18 protein-coding genes and 1 pseudogene are annotated in these 18,828 nt (G+C 31.9%); all 19 read right to left on the reverse strand.

Annotation, left to right across the window (positions count from 1 at the left end):
* Positions 1–197: 197 nt before the first annotated feature.
* On the reverse strand, positions 198–5,297 hold the full coding sequence (locus ACZ0AH_RS18975) for a DUF6443 domain-containing protein (RefSeq protein ID WP_463477335.1): 5,100 nt from the start codon (positions 5,295–5,297) through the stop codon (positions 198–200).
* 12 nt (positions 5,298–5,309) lie between these two features.
* Positions 5,310–8,492, reverse strand: coding sequence for an RHS repeat domain-containing protein (locus ACZ0AH_RS18980; RefSeq protein ID WP_463477336.1), 3,183 nt, complete (start codon positions 8,490–8,492; stop codon positions 5,310–5,312).
* Between the two features lie 246 nt (positions 8,493–8,738).
* Positions 8,739–9,164, reverse strand: coding sequence for a hypothetical protein (locus tag ACZ0AH_RS18985; protein WP_463477337.1), 426 nt, complete (start codon positions 9,162–9,164; stop codon positions 8,739–8,741).
* Positions 9,165–9,212: 48 nt separating this feature from the next.
* Complete coding sequence (locus ACZ0AH_RS18990; RefSeq protein WP_463477338.1) at positions 9,213–9,671, reverse strand: hypothetical protein; 459 nt, start codon at positions 9,669–9,671, stop codon at positions 9,213–9,215.
* Positions 9,672–9,838: 167 nt separating this feature from the next.
* Positions 9,839–10,396, reverse strand: a complete 558-nt coding sequence (locus tag ACZ0AH_RS18995) for a hypothetical protein (protein ID WP_463477339.1) — start codon at positions 10,394–10,396, stop codon at positions 9,839–9,841.
* A gap of 240 nt (positions 10,397–10,636) precedes the next feature.
* Complete coding sequence (locus tag ACZ0AH_RS19000; RefSeq protein ID WP_463477340.1) at positions 10,637–10,894, reverse strand: hypothetical protein; 258 nt, start codon at positions 10,892–10,894, stop codon at positions 10,637–10,639.
* A gap of 65 nt (positions 10,895–10,959) precedes the next feature.
* A complete protein-coding gene (locus ACZ0AH_RS19005; RefSeq protein WP_463477341.1) occupies positions 10,960–11,421 on the reverse strand; it encodes a hypothetical protein in 462 nt (153 codons plus the stop codon).
* 197 nt (positions 11,422–11,618) lie between these two features.
* Entirely contained in the window at positions 11,619–12,008 is a 390-nt protein-coding gene (locus tag ACZ0AH_RS19010; RefSeq protein WP_463477342.1) for a DUF5071 domain-containing protein, read from the reverse strand.
* A 1-nt stretch (position 12,009) separates the two neighbouring features.
* Positions 12,010–12,879, reverse strand: a complete 870-nt coding sequence (locus tag ACZ0AH_RS19015; protein WP_463477343.1) for a hypothetical protein — start codon at positions 12,877–12,879, stop codon at positions 12,010–12,012.
* 50 nt (positions 12,880–12,929) lie between these two features.
* On the reverse strand, positions 12,930–13,424 hold the full coding sequence (locus ACZ0AH_RS19020) for a hypothetical protein (RefSeq protein WP_463477344.1): 495 nt from the start codon (positions 13,422–13,424) through the stop codon (positions 12,930–12,932).
* A 1-nt stretch (position 13,425) separates the two neighbouring features.
* Entirely contained in the window at positions 13,426–13,773 is a 348-nt protein-coding gene (locus ACZ0AH_RS19025) for a hypothetical protein (protein WP_463477345.1), read from the reverse strand.
* 28 nt (positions 13,774–13,801) lie between these two features.
* Positions 13,802–14,251 carry a hypothetical protein gene (locus ACZ0AH_RS19030; protein WP_463477346.1) on the reverse strand — a complete coding sequence of 150 codons (450 nt, stop codon included), beginning with the start codon at positions 14,249–14,251 and terminating at the stop codon, positions 13,802–13,804.
* Positions 14,252–14,513: 262 nt separating this feature from the next.
* Positions 14,514–15,113: a hypothetical protein gene (locus ACZ0AH_RS19035; protein ID WP_463477347.1), complete on the reverse strand. Its 600-nt coding sequence runs from the start codon at positions 15,111–15,113 to the stop codon at positions 14,514–14,516.
* Positions 15,047–15,538 (reverse strand): hypothetical protein, encoded by a 492-nt coding sequence (locus ACZ0AH_RS19040; RefSeq protein ID WP_463477348.1) that lies wholly within the window; start codon positions 15,536–15,538, stop codon positions 15,047–15,049. The genes ACZ0AH_RS19035 and ACZ0AH_RS19040 overlap by 67 nt, the downstream gene beginning before the upstream one ends.
* Before the next feature lie 49 nt (positions 15,539–15,587).
* Positions 15,588–15,791, reverse strand: a pseudogene (locus tag ACZ0AH_RS19045) (RHS repeat domain-containing protein); the annotation flags it as partial.
* A 104-nt stretch (positions 15,792–15,895) separates the two neighbouring features.
* Positions 15,896–16,573 carry an IS1 family transposase gene (locus ACZ0AH_RS19050; protein ID WP_463477349.1) on the reverse strand — a complete coding sequence of 226 codons (678 nt, stop codon included), beginning with the start codon at positions 16,571–16,573 and terminating at the stop codon, positions 15,896–15,898.
* Between the two features lie 200 nt (positions 16,574–16,773).
* Positions 16,774–17,298, reverse strand: a complete 525-nt coding sequence (locus ACZ0AH_RS19055) for a hypothetical protein (protein ID WP_463477350.1) — start codon at positions 17,296–17,298, stop codon at positions 16,774–16,776.
* Positions 17,264–17,917, reverse strand: coding sequence for a hypothetical protein (locus ACZ0AH_RS19060; protein ID WP_463477351.1), 654 nt, complete (start codon positions 17,915–17,917; stop codon positions 17,264–17,266). Before ACZ0AH_RS19060 ends, ACZ0AH_RS19055 begins: the two co-directional genes overlap by 35 nt.
* A gap of 249 nt (positions 17,918–18,166) precedes the next feature.
* A complete protein-coding gene (locus ACZ0AH_RS19065; protein ID WP_463477352.1) occupies positions 18,167–18,823 on the reverse strand; it encodes a hypothetical protein in 657 nt (218 codons plus the stop codon).
* Positions 18,824–18,828: the final 5 nt, after the last annotated feature.

The following is an 18,828-nucleotide window of genomic DNA, read 5'->3' on the forward strand; positions in this document are numbered from 1 at the left end:
AAAAATATTCCTAAAACAATTGACAAAACATAATATAACAACCAAAGTAATACAACTAATTGAGCTATTTTACCCTTACTAATATTGTATTTATACCTTTTAAACAAAAATACAAGAGTATAGTAAATCAGGCATAAAATTACTACTTGCAAAACGTTGTATAACAAATTATTTTTAATAAATTCCATAACAATAGATTAGAATGCATTTTTAATCATTTTCCATAGATCTTGCCAACTTGTTGGACCAACACTATATCTTGAACCACTTTTCTGACCTCCTGGGGTTTTCATTTCTCTCATCATTGTACCATTTTGAATGTGCTCTACTCCATAGACAATCATATACTTATTATTTGCACCTACTGCTTCTTTTAAGCCACTTCCAATAGTTCCCATAAGACTATCAGAACCTTTAACGCCCCCGACAACTCCAAGTAATGCTTTAGTATTTGTACTTAACATGGAAAACATCCCATCAAAACCTGCAAAAGTTCCTAGAACACTAACTCCTGCTTTACCTGCAACCGTGGTATAATCAGCGGTCTTATTTATCTTATCAATATTATAAATTCCTTTCTCATTAGATTTATTATAGTTTGATACGGTATTGGTCCATTGACTAAATGTAGAAGATGCGTCTCCTGATTTCGCTTCTCTAGTAGTTGTTTTGCCTATCGTAGTAGATATTTTCCCATTTGCATTTTTACTTATAGTTCCTGATGATTGTGTAACAGAAGTCCCTTTTGTTATATTTCCTTCTGCATCAACTTTATTTGTTATCGAAGTAGAAGAATAACTTACACTTACACTACCATCATCATTAGTTGTTGTAGTCGTATTTGTTGTAGTTTCCGTAATACTTGTAACATTATTTTTATCCACAGAAGAAGATATCACAGTAGTCTTGTCTTTTATCGGGTCAACTGTATTTGCTCCATCGGGATCAGCCCAAAAAACTGGATTATTATCAAAAGCAGTATATGGTGATTGACCATGATGTGATACAGGATCTACCTGAAACATTCTACCTAAAGCCGGATCATATTGTCTTAATCCAAAGTCATACAAATTAAGCCCCAGCTCATCTTGGAGTTCTTTTGTTTGAAACTTATATTTTAGAGCTGAATTACTAGATACAATTGCGGGACCGTAACCTGTATGTTTTAATCCAAATGGATAATAGTTGTTTTCCTCGAGAATTTCACTAGAAATTATACTACCGTTTCCGTCACTATCTTTATAGCTTAAACGTAAATTACCTAAATGATCTTTGTATTGGTATACGTATTTAAAAGAACTTGGTGTAACAGCCTCAACATAACCTTCTGCAGTTGGAAAAAATTGTAATACTGTATTCAAATATTGGTATTCTCCAAGATATTCTGTAGTTGTTGTACTGGCAGGAGAAGTAGCTGTTACTACTTTTTGCACTTTTTGTCCGTTTGCATTGTAAATATAAGTAATACTTCCCGTTGCTGAAAAAGTTATTTTGGTTGGTAAATTAAGGTGATTGTACGTAATTGATGTAATATTTTTATTTGCGTCACTAATCATATTACCATTAAGATCATAAGTGTAATCATCAACGGTATTTGCTGCACTATCTGTAAAACCATTTACTTTAGAAGCTGCAGGAGCATTGTCAATAACCTTTGTAAGCTGGTTTGTAACATTCGTAGTTCCATAACTATACACCAGATTATCTATTTGTGCAGCGGTTTCATTGCTTCCGTTACGTATTAATGACAAGATGTTTCCATTTTTATCATAAGAAAGACTTTCATTGTAAGCGTTAGTGGTTACACCAGTTTTCTGAAAAGTTGCATCTGTTAACCTGTTTAAGTTATCATATTTATAACCATATGATCTTTGAACATCAGCTGTATTCCATATTGTTTCAGCTATATTTCCATTGTATAATGCTTTTACTCCGCTAATTCCGGAAGTACTTGTATTATAGTTGATTTTAAAAGCAAATAAATCTTTAGGATCTCCTGCCTGTGTCAGCGAAGCTACATTATTTATACCTGTCATCCATCCTCTTATGTTATAACTAAAATCTACTTTTTGCAAAGGCAATGCAGTTGTATTTCCTACTTTTTTTGATATTAACTGACCTAGTTCATCATAAGTATTAGAAGCCATTAATTGTGGCGCATCTGCATTAATCTGATGTGTCTGAGTAAGCAATCTTCCTTGAGGAGAATAGGTAAATACTTCCTTGGTTTTTACTTCAGTTTCTGCAGTTGCTCTTTTATGGTAAGTAACAGTATACTGTACTTCGCCAGAAATAGGCTTTAAATTAGTATCGGTATAGGTATAACCTCCCAAATGATTTTGAGTATAAGAACGTATAGGTCTTGACTTAGCATCATATAAACTATAACTCAATTCATTTTTATATAAGGTACTCGTTTCCAAAACTCTTACCCATGTACCTGTTGTGAGTCCTTTTGGTTTTATAGTTGCATTGTAATAAACGGTCTGTCCTTCAACTGTTGCAGGAATAACTGGAGAACCCGGATAATTATAATCATCAAAATAATTTACTGTTAATACATGAAAACCTGTTGTTGGCCATGCAACATTGCTATAACGAAAATCTACACCATTTATCGTAGTATTGGTTGCTGTTGCAATTTTAGTTTCGCTAAAATTGGCAGTTAAAGCATTTTGTGCATCCTGTAAAGTTTTTCGGGTAGCACTTGTAACCGTAGCAGCGGGCCACCATGCAGTTACAACTGGTCTGTTAAATGCATCATATTTAGTAACTGTCCATCCACTAGAGGTTAAATCAGAAAATGGAGAAGTTGAAGGTCCGGTTGCTACGACCCTGTCCAATTTATCGTATACAATAAATTCCCATTGTTTACCAGGCAGTTTTTTTTCTGTTAATCGATTTCTGTAGTCATACTTATATTGATAACATAAATCGTTTAGTGTTGTGGCTGTAATAACTCCATCTGCTTTTGGAGGAATTACATAAGTAAGATTTCCATAATCATCATAAATATAATAGGTATCTAATTTTACTCCGGCATCATAAGTCCTTTTTAAAACAATTTGACCTTCTTTATTTTTAAATTCCACAACTGATCCTGCTGTTTCTATAGGTGCTGCAAGAGTATTTTCGTCATAAGTAACTGTTTTATAGAGTTGTCCGGAAAGGTAAGAAAGTGTTCCGTTCCCGTTATTCAATGCAACATCATAAAGACCAGTAGTCGCATTCCATGTTGTCGTGGCTGTAAATGCTTTTATTTCGCTATCTACATTGGTCTGGTACTCCATTTTTATTTCATGTCCTGAACCTGATTGCCAATCGTTACCGGGAGCAGCCTGTTTCATGATTCGATTTAAAGGTGAAGCTTCTATTTCTTTTTGAGAAAATGGATTAACAGATGCTTCAAAATTTGGATTCCCATTTTGTAAAGCATTAGGTGTACCATAATAAGACGTTACATTCGCTTTACTATTTACATCAAACGTCATATTTCCTGTCGCAGATTTAAAAGGAAGGTATTCTTTAATCTGTTTACCAAAAGTATCGTACTCTACATGTACTATAATATCTTTTCCGGAATTGGATTGTTGGTTTGCAATTTGTTGAATTGGTCTTCCTATACCATCAAAGTAAGTAATATTTACTTTAGCTTTATCAGCGCCAGGCATAACAAAAGCTGTAGTTGCCGGTTCTTTATATGCTTTGGTAATAATATAATTTTGATCTTGAGATGGAGCCGGAACTATTATAGAAGTACAATCTGAAGCAGTACCAGAAACTAAAGGACAGTTATCTGTGTTATTCAATACATAATTACCACTAGGCTGAGCACATTGTGTAACAAATGTTAATGGATCTCCCAAGTTATCTAAATCATTATCCAGATACCATTTTGTATTTGGATTTATTGTTGCATCCCCATCATTACAGTCTGTGCTATTCACTGCGTAACCTGCCGGTTTTGCACTATAATAAATTGAAATTGCAGCATTTCCAAAACCATCTCCATCGCTATCCTGGTAAAAAGTAGAGGGTGCAATATTCGTGATATTAGCCGTAGTGTCATTATAATCAGATGAATTACGAACATATCCTGACGGTTGTGTACAGCTTGCAGAGGTCGTAGTACTAATTCCATAACCATCGGCATCGGCATCGCGATACCAAATTGTATTTGGATTTATAGTATTATCAGCATCATTACAGTCTGTATTATTAGTCACATAACCTGTTGGTTTTACACTATAATAAACTGTTACTGTTGGACTACCAAAAGTATCTCCATCAGCATCTCTGTAAAAAGTACTTGGGGCAATATTGGTGATGTTCATTGTTGTATCATTATAATCAGAGGAGTTACGTACATATCCTGCAGGTTGTGTACAGCTTACCAAAGTTGTGGTGCTAATTCCGTAACCATCTCCATCGACATCACGATACCAAACTGTATTCGGGTTTAGTGTTACATCAGCATCATTACAATCCGTATTATTAGTAACATATCCTGTTGGTTTAACACTGTAATAAACGGTTACTGTCGGACTTCCAAAAGTATCTCCATCAGCATCTCTATAAAAAGTAGATGGCGCTATATTAGTAATATTAGCCGTTGAGTCATCATAATCGCTATTATTAGTAACATAGCCTGTAGGTTTGACACTATAATAAACGGTTACAGTTGGACTTCCAAAAGTATCACCATCAGCATCTCTGTAAAATGTACTTGGAGCAATATTGGTGATATTAGCTGTTGTATCATTATAATCTGATGCATTACGCACATAGCCTGTGGGCTGTGTACAGCTAACAGTTGTTGTCGTACTAATTCCATATCCGTCAGCATCAGCATCACGGTACCAAATCGTATTTGGATTTATAGTAGCGTCAGCATCATTACAATCTGCATTATTAGTTACATAACCAGTTGGTTTAATACTATAATTTACGCTAGCACTTGGATTTCCATAAGTATCTCCGTCTAAATCTCTATAAAAAGTTTGAGTCTGAACATTTGTGATATACGGATTAGTATCATCTAAATCTGACTGATCAGCTACATAACCATTCGGTTTTGTCTGACTATAAACATACACTTCAGGATTTCCATATCCATCTCCATCAGCATCTCTGTTCCATTGATATCCTAACGGACAATCATCACAAGGTGGCGGATCTTCTGGGACAGATGCAGGTTTTAGAATTGCTGATTGAGTTTTAACTGCATTTTTATTTTGTGCATAACCTAAAAAAATAAATAAGTGGAGCACTATACTATATAATAATCTTTTTTTCATTTTTATGGTTGATTAATTTTTGTAATGGTATTCATTTTCAGATATGATATTTCCGCTTTTGTCTTTTACAAATTGGAGTCTGCCAAAACTATCATAGACATATGTTATTACATCACCTTTGGGATCTGTAATACTATTAATACCTACAAGCGGCGTATAATTATAAGTTGTAATAAGCGAATTGATTAATGACACATTATTTCTTAAAGCATTTATGTCAGCTAGTTTGCTGTCATTATAAGTATCCAAAACAGTCGTGGTTATCCCTAAAGCTGAGGCAACTTGTGCATATGTTGCATTTTCTATTTTTGTTATTGGCAGTGTTTTACTATATCCCCAAATTACTGTTACACTTATTCCGCTTTCTAAAGTATACTGCTGAATATTTCCTTTGTCATCATATTTATCATAGGTGATTTTCTTTTCTAATTGTCCAATATCCGGAGTTGTGATTGTAGGAAGGCTATTAGGAAATTTGGCTGCGTAAATATTTTTTGGCAGTAATAAATTTCCTGTTGCAGTACTTTTATCGTAAATCGTTTTTTGCTCTGAAATTTTAGCCCCTGCTCTAAAAGACTGAGTACCTAAAGGTACACCCACTAAATAATTAGACAAAATTTCTGTTTTAAATGGCTGATTAATCATTTCGGCATCAGCAGCATAAAAATATTTAGTTTCTATATCATTAACCAGTGATGAAGTGGTTATTTCGCTCTTCAAATGATGATGATTCGCTGCATTACTATACGTATAATTTGTTGTCGTATTTATATTAACACCATTTTTTAAATCATATAATATATTTTCTTTCTTTTTTAAATATACCTGATGACTATAAGTTGTATAGGCTGCCATCTTGGTTAAAGTTTTCATATGTTCGAAAACAGGACCTCCTATTACATTTACATCCGTTTGTAAATTACCTATAACCGTTTCAGAAAAGTCAATCGATCTTATCTTATCTGTAAATCTGCTTGCATCATCATTATAAGTATAATTGGTTTGTTCAACTAGTACATTTTGGGCGTTATTTTTTCTTTCAGAAAGCAAATTACCTCTTTCAGAAGCAAGACTATTAAAAGATATTTTTTTCGAAATGACGTTTTTTATATCGTCAGCGGGAACTCCTAATGAATTTCCGCTGGCGTCACTATATTTAAAAAGATATTGATCTGCCAGTTTATCCATATAACCATTATCATGATTACTGTATACATATTCTGTATAACTGCCATCTTGTAATTTTTCAACAACAGTTGTATAGGTAACATGACTTCCGTTTGTATCGTTTAATTGGCTAAAAGTGTTACTGCTTAACCTAAAAAAGTGCATGTTAGGTATAACTGCCTCTTCGATATAGGTAGGTCTTCCTGCCAAAATACCACTTGATGTCAAGACATTATTTTTATAATCTTTTACATAAAAATATTCTTTGGTCAACGGTGTCCCGCTATTCAAAGGATCTGAAATCACTTTCTTTATTCGCAATCCACCTGCAATCTCATTATTACTGGCAGCATTTACCAGACTAAAAGCTGTAGATGTCTTATCTACTACTTTTGAAAAATCATGCGGTTCATAAAAAAATTGAGTAGAACCACCAGTAGGATAAATTATTTTAGTAAGTGTTCCGGCTTGTAATGCTGCTGCATTTGGATTTCTTGTTCCGTAATAATAGGTACGCAATTGATCGTCATTATAATAAAGAGAACCTGAAGGCAATGCTACTGCTTGAGTAAAGTTTGTATTATTAAAAAAGCCCCAATGATCTATTTTAAACGAATTGTATGCTGGCAAAGCTGTTGCATTGTATTCAAAACTAGTTTTTTTATTGACCGCACTATTTAAAATCCCGGACTCATCAATACCCGTTAAAAACAAACGGCTGGTTGGGTTTTCAAGATATTTAAAAGTCGCTTTGTAGATTTGTTTTGAATCTGTAATACTCTTAACTATAAAATTATCTAATTTATACCAGTGCTTTAAGGGAGTATAACTGACATTTAATGGTTTAACATATTCTATCTCATACTGCTCCCATGGAGAATTGGTTAAATCATAGTCTAAATCATTCGAAATTGAATTATTAAAGGTAATTTCAGTATCTGCAGTTGTAATCTTATCTAAATAAACAACATACATTCTTTCTAAAATTTTGTTAGTAAGATTTCCTGATGAACTGGCTTCTGTCATTTGAACTCTTCCGTCAGAATAATGCGTCCAATATTTCATAACATCAGACGAAACATATTGTTTAAAAACAGCTTTATTTGTTGTATCTCCATCAGAGCTTGGGTCTGTAAAGTTCGTTTTATACTGAAATGAAATTACTTTACTGCTTGGCAATATAATTTTAGTTAAATACCAGGTTTTAACAACAAAATTTGGATTTTTTCCATCATTTGTATTGTTGACAGATGCTGTGAACTCTAATGAATTTGGATCTTTTCCAAAAACATATTGCGTACCATTATCGGTTGTTAACGTAAAACCGTAAAATATTCTGCTAACATTAAAAGTTCTGGTGTTTGTAACATGATTTCCAATTTCGTATAATTTAAAATCATTTTTTATTTCCTCATTTATTTTAATATCAATGTTTTGGTTTGCCTTAACAACCCATACCCCTTCATGGTTTTTATAAAAGCTTCCTGAAAGGCCATTTACATTAAACATAAATTCGTCCGGTGCCGGATAAGGTGCAAACTTTACAGGTCCTAAAGAGCGCATCCAACTATTATATTCTTCTACTTTTGCAGCTGAGTTCCAATTTGCTGTATTAAGTTCCGTATAATAATCGTAATAAGAAAACACCTTTGGATTTGTCATGTTAGAAACAACCACTTCATCAACTCCTCCTTTAACAACTCTTGTAATAGCTCCCCCAGAGTTCAAATTCCATCCTAAACCTACCCAGCCCGGGCGTTCTTCCGGTTTAATGCTTGCTAAACTGTAAGTCACTGAGATTGGCAGCTCAAAATTATCTACTTTTAGGTTGTAAAGATTTACACCAATATTAGGCAATCCATTAAAAAGGTTTACAGGGATCTGACCATAAGTCCCTAATGAGGATGCATTAGGACTTGCTGAAAAAACTGTAGGCAATAATTTATTACCATTTGCTACGGCTTGTCCCCTAATTAAACTACTCATAAAGAGTAATGTCATAAACATGCTAATTTTCAAATTTCTCATACTTATTTTTAGGTTGTTTTAGGTTATTTAAGCCTGCAATCTAAAACAGTATTGTGAGAAATCTTTACGGGATTCCTCATTCCGAATTATTTTATATTTTTTTGAAAATTTTAAAAAATAACCCTCTTAATTCTTAATTTACTATAGATGTTATTAAGATTTCGATTTTTTGAACAAAAAAATGCGCAAAATCTAAAGACGTTTGCGCAAGCTTTCAGAAGAACTGAATATAGTAAAACATGTAAATTATTCTTTAAATAACTTCTTATTCCCCTGAGAAAATTTATACTTAAAAAACCATTGAATTTTTGATTTTTCGGTTGGTTTTGAATTAACTTCAAAACCCGCATACCAATCGGAGTCAATTTGTATATAATATCCCCAGCCAGTTATATAGTTTATTTTTGAACTTTTAAAAATTCTTGATACCTCATCGTTCACTCTAAATCCTCCTATCACAAAGTTTGGATCAACTGTCGAAGTAAATACAACTGTTTTATTTTCGTTTATTCCAATTATGAAAGAGTTATTTTTATAAAGAAAAGGTATCGCATCAATCATTGCTCCTGATGGGATTAAAATCTTTGAATTATTTTCTGTTTTTTCGCTCACTTTGTAGCCTAAATTTAAATTTTCCTGAGCTGTACATGAAATGAAAATCAGTAAAAACAAAAATGGTATTTTATTGAAGAAGTTATTCATACAAATATTTTTGAGAAATTATTCTAAAAAGTTTTCGAGGAGGAAAGAATTTCTACCATTGTAATCATACAGAGTTAATTCTTTCATATTTAAAATTTCATCATCTTCGGTATGAATTAAAAACTGTATCATAATCGAATCAGGAATAAAAAAAGCAGATGTATCAAGTTCGTCTTTATTATTACTAATTTTATCAATGTACAAATATATGTTACAGCCTAAATAGTTAATTTTTTTTGTGTAATTTTTTGGTTGATAATTATTTAATACCACATCAACAATAGAGTAGTTATTATTAAGTTTTCTAAATTCAACATGGAAATTAAAATCTCCTTTTTTCAACGTTTCATCATGTTCCAGAATTGTAGCAATAATTTCTCTTGTTTGTAAATCAAATTTTTCATTTTGAGAAACGGTTAACTTTGATGACTGGCAGGATGACAGTATAAACAATATAATTAAGGTGATTTTTTTCATTTCTCTATTTCTTGTAAGTTGCATAGTGCAATAATATAAAACAAAGCTAAAACTTTAACCTGCCATTACTAAAAACAAAAAACTACAACATTTTACAGTTGTAGCTTTTCTATTTATTCACCTTGTGGGCACGGATTGCAAATCCGCGCTATCGATTATATACTATATTACTTACACTCACATTTAGGGACTTTTCCGCCCGCATCAACACTGTAAGATTTGTCATATTTTTTATAATTTATTATTCTGTCTTTTATAATATCCGAATACTCTAAGTCTTTGTTTTTTTCAATAAAATTAATAACATCATCTATTTTATTTATTTTTTTTACACAATTTATTCCTTCAAAGAAATAAAGCTTTCCTTTCAATAAAATCAAAATCATTGATGTTTTAAAATAATTATTCAAAGATGCTATATGGTAAATATGGTTATCAACAAACTCTATAAGATTTCTTTCTTTATTTGGAGTTACGTTGGTGGTGTCTACTAAATCAAAAACAAAAAAGTTGTAAATATTATCATCCATAACTGAATATTTCATTGGATGATCTAATTCATATTTTTTATCTAATTTATTTAATTTTATTGAAATCTCCTGTAGAATTTCTATTCTATTATATAACTTATCTTTGTTACTTGCAAATACATACTTATCATTATTCTCTTGGGAATAACAAAAATTAATTAGCATAAACACTATTATCAATAATGTATTTTTCATATTTATCTATTTTAAATTTCAGTTGCGACTTTATATCCCGATAGCGTGAATTTTTAATCCGTGCTCCATTCCAACTATAAAACAAAGCTAAAACTTTTAGCTTGCCATTCCTAAAAACAAAAAACTACAACATTTTACAGTTGTAGTTTTCTATTTATTCACTTTATGGGTACAAATTACAAATCCGCGCTATTGGGATACATTATATTTGTAAAAATACCTAATCTAATACATTACTCATTATTGCATAAATTTAGCTTTAATAAATTCGTGAACTTCTTGTTTTGAGTTATAGATTATAAATTCTATTTTATCATGTTCTTCAGAAACCCTCTTAATAAATTCCTTTGCCTTCTGAATATCTTCAAAAACAGAATAGACATTTAAATTTACTACATTATTTTGGCATATATTAAAATTTACATCTAAAACAATTCCTGTCTCACAATGAGCCATTAAAACAGCAAATTCATTCTTTTTTAAAGTTGGACATTTCATAATTACATAATTTATCTTTCTACGCGGATTGTAAATCCGTGCTATCGAGATATTACATTTTAACTTTAGCTAATTTTTTCGATATCTATTGAACTACTATTACTTATGTCTCCTTTATAATAGGTTCTTTTTAAAATATCTAAAATATTTTGAGGTATTTCATCAACTTTTAGTGGGTTTAATGGCTTTGTAACTAAATGATAGTTTGTATCTAAACGATGCCCAATATCCGTTTTGTTAAATGAATAAAATCCTTTTTTAGACATTTTTATAAAGTAACTTAAATATTTCTCTGTTATCGAAAAACCTGCCATTTCAGCAATATCATTTAAATCAGGGCTTATTAAAAATTCCTTTTCTTCTATTAGACTATCAATATAAGAAAATAAAACTTCATCATCTCTATTTTCTAAACTAGTGACTGAAAGAGGAAGTTTCCCATATGCAGATGCTACAAATCCAATATGTTTTTCATCAGTAAAAAACCAATCAATATCTAATGTTTCTTCTTCTAGTTCTGTATACATATCTAAAAATAGCGTCACAGTTTACGCACATAGAGTTAAATTAACCTGTTCTTGGTTTATAGCCATAGACATTTCAACTATAAAACAAAATTAAAACCTTTTCGCCAATCATTCTAAAAAACAAAAACTACAACATTTACAGTTGTAGTTTTTATCCACTTTGTGGGCACGGATTGAAAATCCGGGCTATCCGGTTATTATAATTTATTAAATTTATTTAAAACCTCTCCAGCAACTAAATCAACTTCTTCTTCTTTTTCTGATTCATTTGCATTTGAATATAAATCGTTAATAGCTTTCAAAATATTATTATTAGGCTGTACCTTCGAATTATACAATAATCGAGATAACATATAGTATTTCCAAATTGGGTCATTACTCTTTAATATGTTAATTATTTCGCTTTCTATTTCATTTACATACGGCAAAAAATAATCGACTATAAGTTTAGCTTGAGGCCAATTTCCGTCTTGAATCCATTCTAACAATTCAGGAACATTATCTCTTATATCATTAATATTTTTTAATCTCAAATTTTGGATAAAATCTATATCTTCTTTATTCTTTGGCACTATGTTATTTTCCATCTTAATTCGTTTTTGCGACTTTTATTTCTTGTACTCTAGCTGATTTTACCATGTCGGTAAGAATTTGAGCTGGATTAGTTCCTGGAGCAGTTCCTCTACTTTCTGCCCATTTTTCTAATAATGTTTGACTTGGAGGTCTAACCCCAACATGTCCTCCAACATTTGTTAATTGAAACCCCATTCCCTTTAGTAAATCAACACTTAACACTTGAGCTTTACCCCCTTCACCCATCGTAGCTTTTATAGGGTCGGTAAAAGTAGACAAACCACTTTGTGGACCAACTCCATCGTCTTTTCCAGGTCGAGGTGTAAAATTTGCATCTGTAAAAGCACCTCCTCTGTAAACAACTTCTTCATCAGATTTTTCAGTCTCAGAACTATATGGAGTTGTTTTTAGAGAAGTTTTAACACCATCACCAATAATCTGATGCTTAAGTTCGGCCTTCATTTCATTTGTTTTCCCAAAATTGGGGCTCATGTAATTTGACAGTAGAGCTGCCCCAAGGCTAACCACATTTGTAATAGTTTTTGCGACAGGGCTTAAACCACCTACAACTTTTTCAACCACTTTTTCAGTACCTTCTTGAACAACCTTAGATTCTACTAAATAACCAGGAACACCTCTTGCTTCCTGATTTATAACCTTCACCGGTTCGTGGTTACCAATGTCAGGTTTTCCATTAGAAGGAGCTCCTTCTAAACCTTCTATTTCAATTTTCCACACGGGATTATTATGAGCAAACTGATAAGTAGAAATTGACATATATTCTTCCGAAACGGGGTCAATTCCAAAAAATCTCGCAATAGCATAATCGTAATTTCTATGTCTAAACGTGTCCCAGTTCAGTCCTAGCTCATCTTGAATTACCAAGACTATTAAAAATGCTATCTATTTTAAGCCCAAATGATATAGACCGTCCATCATTCACATTTAATCCAATCACTATTGTCTATTTTGTTGTTAACTTTAATTGTGTTTTTAGAGTTTTTTATATATTCCTGAATCGAATCTATATAATTAAGGAGCTCTTGGTTACTCGAATTGATATCACGAAGAAAGGAAATCAGTTCTATTAGTGACTTACTAACATCGTTAAAAGTCAATAGTTTGATTTGGTTTTCCTTTTTTAAAACAATTAGTTTTCTTCTATGCGAACTTAAAGTTGAAATGATAAAAACTCCATTTGTCTCTTTTTCAAATTCACTTCCTTTTAATAATTCGCTAGATCTTAAAGGCTTTTGCTTCGAATCAACACCTTCGATTGTACCCATCCTTAACATATAATCTCTAGCTAGTCTGGTAGCGCAGTTATTATTACTTAATTTTATTGAATCTGGTTCTACTTTTACCTGGGCGCTTAACGATTGTATTCCGATTAACAGTAGCAATACTATTTTTATAACTAAATTTTTCATCTTACTTTTTATTTAATTCGTCAATAATTTTATTTGAAATATTAGTTGCTGGAACTTCATCTTTAGTTGGGTTTTTAGCTCCGTACAGTAAATCTTTCGGATTTGCATGTCCTATTTCATGCCCAAATGTTATACCTATTATTTGAGAGAAAGTTGTTCCTTTAGGAACTTCCTTGCCATACACTTCTCCACCATTTTTTACATCTTTAGATGCAGCATCAATATTTTTTTCAAATAACGTTATTGTAAATCCTTCTGGCCTCAAACCAACGACATTACCAGCCTCATCTTTATCTTGTTTGACATTTCCACTCTTTGAAAGTACAGGTTCAGTTAATCCTAGAATCATACCTCCAGTATCAGGGTCAACAGGTGAATTAATTGTTCTCTTCCTGAATAGCAAGCGTTTTATCATAACTTAAACGCACATTTCCTAAATGATCTTTGTATTGGTATACATATTTATAAGAACCTGAAACCGCTTCTACATAACCTTCTGCTGTTGGAAAGAATTTTAATACTGCATTGTTATATTGATAACCTCCTAAATAATCTGTTGTAATAACACTTGCTGGAGAAATTGTCGTTACTATTTTCTGCACTTTCTGTCCAATTGCATTGTAAATATATACAATATTTCCAGTAGACAAAACTATTTTTGTTGGTAAATTTAGCTGATTGTAAATGATATTCGTAATTCCTTTATTAACATCAGTCAGCATATTTCCGTTGACATCATAGGTATAATCAGTACTAGTATCAACAACACCTGCTCCTGTTACATCATCCTTAAAACCATAAGTTTCATTATCAAGATCTGAGCACAAAAAAACCTCGCCATTTCTGGACGAGGCTTAATTTTTATTCTTTGTGGATTATCTTTGCGGGTGCGAAGTCAGGAGACATTCGCCCAGCGTTTCCCTAAGAAACTCTTCGGAGAGCGGGGGTATTTGAATTGTAAAAAAGCCACTCCATTCACTCCATTATGAGATGGCTTCTTTACAATAGCTTAATAGTTTTCGTCTATATTGAAATCTTCCCTTCTTTTAAATTCTCAAAAAAACTTGTTACAGTTAGAAAACACTTATTTCATAACAATTTTTCAAAGTGTTCTTTTAAAAATTTTATTGAGTTCTTATTTTTCCTATCAGTATCATCGAATTCATCGACAAATTCTATGTTTTTAATTAATTTTAAACTTCGTTCTTCACCAAGTATACTTTCCAAAACTATATCGCCAATTACTATATTTTCTTTTTCTGAAGATGATTTTAAATTTTTGGCTTTAAGTATTATATCAAAGGTTTCATCAGGAAATTTATAAAGAACGTATTCCCAATCTTTCACATCTAAAATCCTTTTAACATTGGATTCTTCATATAAAGTTAGTTGATAGTCCCACTTTTTTGAAGGCTTATAATGGCAAAATTCCCAACCTTCAATTTTAGGTGCCAATTCAATAATAAATTTTGTATTAGGCAATAAATCAACATCTCCTCCTGGAGATATGATGAGCATATAATCTTCAATAATACCTTCTTGGATTTCCCAACTAAAATCTCCCATTGACAAAATTTTTCGATCCAATTTTGATATTAAATCATCGGATATCTTTTTAGGAACTAGGTTTTGCTCATTAACTTCAAACCAATCCCAGAATTCACCAATCTTTTCTTTATCACTCCCCATATTTCTTTTTTAATTCTTCCATTCTTTCCATTCTCATCTATTGCTTTCTGTTCTTTATAGGCGCCTTGACCTGGTTTATTTGGATCATATTTATCAATTATTTCCGCATCTTTTCTATCTCTACCATCATTTGCGCCTTCTCCTCTTTTTTCTGGCGACTTTTGCTTTGCACGACCTATATAAGGCTGTCCACTTTCTGTCTTTTCACCAGGAACTTTGTATATTTTTCCAGTTTCTTGTGTTGTTGCTTTTGCTTTTGCATTATCAACAGTCCTTTCCATAGCATTTTTTGGAACCAAGTCTGTTTTTATATCCGAACCGCCAGTTAGCGCTTCCCAAGCTTCTCCAAGAAAATTACCAACACTTTCCCATGCACTAATTCTGGGAGCAGTTTCAATAACTACATTCTCTAAAGCAATGCTCATTTCAGGCATTCCACCGGTAGTCACATTTTTACTGGAGCAAACTCTACTTCTACAGAAGAAGAGGAGAAATAAGCTCTAAACCTTCTAATTCTCTACCCATTCCCATTTTATTTTCTTGGAATGCGTAAGTTGAATTATAAGTATATTTTTCTGCCAAGGAATCAATTGACATGAATCTTCCAATTGCCATGTCATAGTTTCTCCACTTAAAGCTATCCCAGTTCAGTCCCAGCTCGTCTTGACGCTGTTGTCCTTGATACTTACAAAAGGGTCTGTGACTATATTTACAAGGTTTTACCTGTTAAATACCATATTTTAAGAACATCATTTTAAAGCATAAACTTACTGTTTTATTGCTCAAATCCAAAAATAAATCTTCAAAACAGCAGTAAAAATCACTAAACTTTTACTGAAGCAGATTGTCCTGCGGTTGAGTCGTTTCAGATGAGTTCTGAGTGTCAAATTCTTCCTTTCAATATGGTTTGTCCCGAAACGTTTTACCGAATGCAGTTTCTCGTCAATCAAATATCTGTAGTTTTTTAATCTGTCCGTAAATATCTTTTTAGCATCAGATAATTTTAAAATTTCCAGAACACGATTAAGCGTTTTATTCGTTCGTTTCCCAACATTAAAACTCACAACTTTTTTAGAATTCTTTTCCAATGCATAAACTAGCCAGATATAATTTTTCTTGTGTCCGATATAAGTGCAAAGCTCATCGACTTCATAAGTTTTGCCTTTGCTGATAATTGGTTTGGTAATATTTCGGGCGATAAAAACAATTCTTTTTAATAATGTTGTCGTTGAAATTTTCAATATTCTTGCCGTACTTCTTATACCTAATCCCTCTTTAGTTAATTGAATAATATTCTGATTAATCTCTTCCTTATAAGCCAGATATGCATAATTTTCAACTCTGGTTTTCCCGCATTTTCTGCAAATATATCTTTGATTGCCAGACTTTGTCTTTCCATACTTTATCATCTTTCGAATGTCATCAACACATCTGTAACACCTAGTCTGGTTTGAGCTCATTTTTTTCGATTTAAGGCATTATAAAATAAAAAAACAGCCCAAAGGCTGTTTTAATTTTTATGCGATATTAATATAAATATCTGATTTTCTGTAAACGTTAAATGCAATAATTAACCACCAACACATCTGATACATTTACCAAAACACCTAATCTGTAACACTACCGTATTATAACTGTCGATTCAATTTTCTATCTTAATCTATGTAATTATTTCGCATAAATAAATTTTCTTATTTTCAATATCTAAAACACAGATGTCGATTGCATATATGTTTCCATCGCTTTCTTTGAAGTAATAAGAAATATAATTATTCTTTGAGTTTATTAGAAGCTTAAGATTTGCTAGTTCTTTTTTAACAGCTGTATCACTAATATCATAATTAAATAAAAGCTCGGAGACATCTTTGTTTACTAATGGTGTCTTTTGCCAATTGGATATTTTCCAATCTTTTCGTAAATCATAGGATTTAGGATAACTATCACTATTTACAAATAAGCTATCACTTTCCTTTTTATCAAAAGTAATAATTTCCATGCTGAAACCTTCCCCTTGGGGACTTATTGAATTTTCTGAGTTGAAAATTTTCTTTTTGATTTCAATATTTAAACCCATAGTTTTATTGAAATATTCTTGATTTGTTGTACTTGAACAACCTGCTAAAACAAAACTAATAAAACAAAACAAAAAATTATTTCTTTGTTTTTTCAACTTTACCTTTTCCATAATTATATATTTTATATCCAGTTCCATTTCCTGCAAGTATAGCACCTGCTTTTGTTCCAATATTTCTTAATTCTCTTTTAAGAGTTCCATCAGATTTTTTCTGTTCAAAATCATATGTATCTAAATAGCCCCCTTTTCCTCCAATTTTTACAGTCCCATTATTGTCCTCTAAAGTAAGTTTAATAGTTCCATACACTGCTCCTGTTTCCTGATTTGAAGTCAAAAAGAAATTTTTATATTGTGAAGAGCCAACAGATTCAAAATCGCCAGTCTCTACAGGTGATAAATTAACTTTCGCTGCATCTACAAAAAGAGGTTCACCGCCGCCATTACGAAACCATGCGTTCGCTTCTTTCAATGTTAATTTTCCATCGTAATCTGGTCTATCTTTTAATCCAGAAAAATGATTATAAGCTTTAGTTGCAGATTTATCATCTTTAAAACCTTCTTGGCTTATAGTAGCATCAGCATCATTACAATCTGTATTATTAGTTACATAACTAGTTGGTTTAATACTATAATTTGCACTAACACTTGGATTTCCATAAGTATCTCCGTCTAAATCTCTATAAAAGGTTTGAGGCTGGACATTTGTAATATAACGGTTAGTATCATCCAAATCTGATTGATTACCTACATAACCATTCGGTTTTGTTTGACTATAAACAAAAACTTCAGGATTTCCAAATCCATCTCCATCAGCATCTCTATTCCATTGATATCCTAACGGACAATCATCACATGTTGGTGGATCTATTGGTGCAGATGCAGGTCTTGCAATTGCCGATTGGGTTTTAATTGCATTTTTATTTTGTGCACACTATATCGAATTCCATTTTCTTGAATTCAATATCACCACATTACTACATCAGGCAAAGTAAAACAACTCTATTAACATTTGATTTTTATCTTGCCATCTTATCCATCCCCTATTTCGTATATCATCTCCCCATTTAATTTCCAACCAGTCCCCTTGTATTTTAACAGGGAAATAAAATTCGTCATTATCGTAAGGTAGATTTACAGATTTTAAGGTTGGGTCCTTTCTAATAGGATTTTTAGTTGGGTTAAAATCAATCGAGAATACACTTAAAATATGTTTTTCCTTGCTTTGGAATTTAAAATTAATATCGTCTGTTCTAATATATTTTATTTCGTTTGTTGTTTCATTAGAAATAACCTTATACCATTTTTCTGTCTTTGCTATACATCGAAAAACTAATAGTGAATAATCTGCATGCCAAGCATATGGTTGTATTTTTGCAGTAGACTTACTAAAAGAAAATGATTTGAAAAGCTTTTCCTTATCATCATAAAGCTTGAACAATTGATTATTTCCACCCTTTTCATTTGAAACAACAAACCCCACAAAATCAACAATTTCTTTATTGTTAGCAGTATTTTCTTTTTGAATCGCTTGCGTCTGATTTTCGCGAGTTATATTCAATTTTTCCTTTGAGTTTTCCTTTATTGAACAAAAACAAGGTATCATTAAAATTGAAATAAATCCTTTTAAAATATTCATAATTA

The organism is Flavobacterium sp. AC105 (genome assembly GCF_979258495.1).

Excerpts from the sequence above, each read along its gene's own strand:
- ACZ0AH_RS18975 (WP_463477335.1), bottom strand. The coding sequence starts at position 5,297 with ATGAAAAAAAGATTATTATATAGTATAGTGCTCCACTTATTTATTTTT.
- ACZ0AH_RS18980 (WP_463477336.1), bottom strand. The coding sequence starts at position 8,492 with ATGAGAAATTTGAAAATTAGCATGTTTATGACATTACTCTTTATGAGT.
- ACZ0AH_RS18990 (WP_463477338.1), bottom strand. The coding sequence starts at position 9,671 with ATGAAAAAAATCACCTTAATTATATTGTTTATACTGTCATCCTGCCAG.
- ACZ0AH_RS18995 (WP_463477339.1), bottom strand. The coding sequence starts at position 10,396 with ATGAAAAATACATTATTGATAATAGTGTTTATGCTAATTAATTTTTGT.
- ACZ0AH_RS19000 (WP_463477340.1), bottom strand. The coding sequence starts at position 10,894 with ATGAAATGTCCAACTTTAAAAAAGAATGAATTTGCTGTTTTAATGGCT.
- ACZ0AH_RS19005 (WP_463477341.1), bottom strand. The coding sequence starts at position 11,421 with ATGTATACAGAACTAGAAGAAGAAACATTAGATATTGATTGGTTTTTT.
- ACZ0AH_RS19010 (WP_463477342.1), bottom strand. The coding sequence starts at position 12,008 with ATGGAAAATAACATAGTGCCAAAGAATAAAGAAGATATAGATTTTATC.
- ACZ0AH_RS19020 (WP_463477344.1), bottom strand. The coding sequence starts at position 13,424 with ATGAAAAATTTAGTTATAAAAATAGTATTGCTACTGTTAATCGGAATA.
- ACZ0AH_RS19025 (WP_463477345.1), bottom strand. The coding sequence starts at position 13,773 with ATGATTCTAGGATTAACTGAACCTGTACTTTCAAAGAGTGGAAATGTC.
- ACZ0AH_RS19035 (WP_463477347.1), bottom strand. The coding sequence starts at position 15,113 with ATGGGGAGTGATAAAGAAAAGATTGGTGAATTCTGGGATTGGTTTGAA.
- ACZ0AH_RS19040 (WP_463477348.1), bottom strand. The coding sequence starts at position 15,538 with ATGAGCATTGCTTTAGAGAATGTAGTTATTGAAACTGCTCCCAGAATT.
- ACZ0AH_RS19050 (WP_463477349.1), bottom strand. The coding sequence starts at position 16,573 with ATGAGCTCAAACCAGACTAGGTGTTACAGATGTGTTGATGACATTCGA.
- ACZ0AH_RS19055 (WP_463477350.1), bottom strand. The coding sequence starts at position 17,298 with ATGGAAAAGGTAAAGTTGAAAAAACAAAGAAATAATTTTTTGTTTTGT.
- ACZ0AH_RS19065 (WP_463477352.1), bottom strand. The coding sequence starts at position 18,823 with ATGAATATTTTAAAAGGATTTATTTCAATTTTAATGATACCTTGTTTT.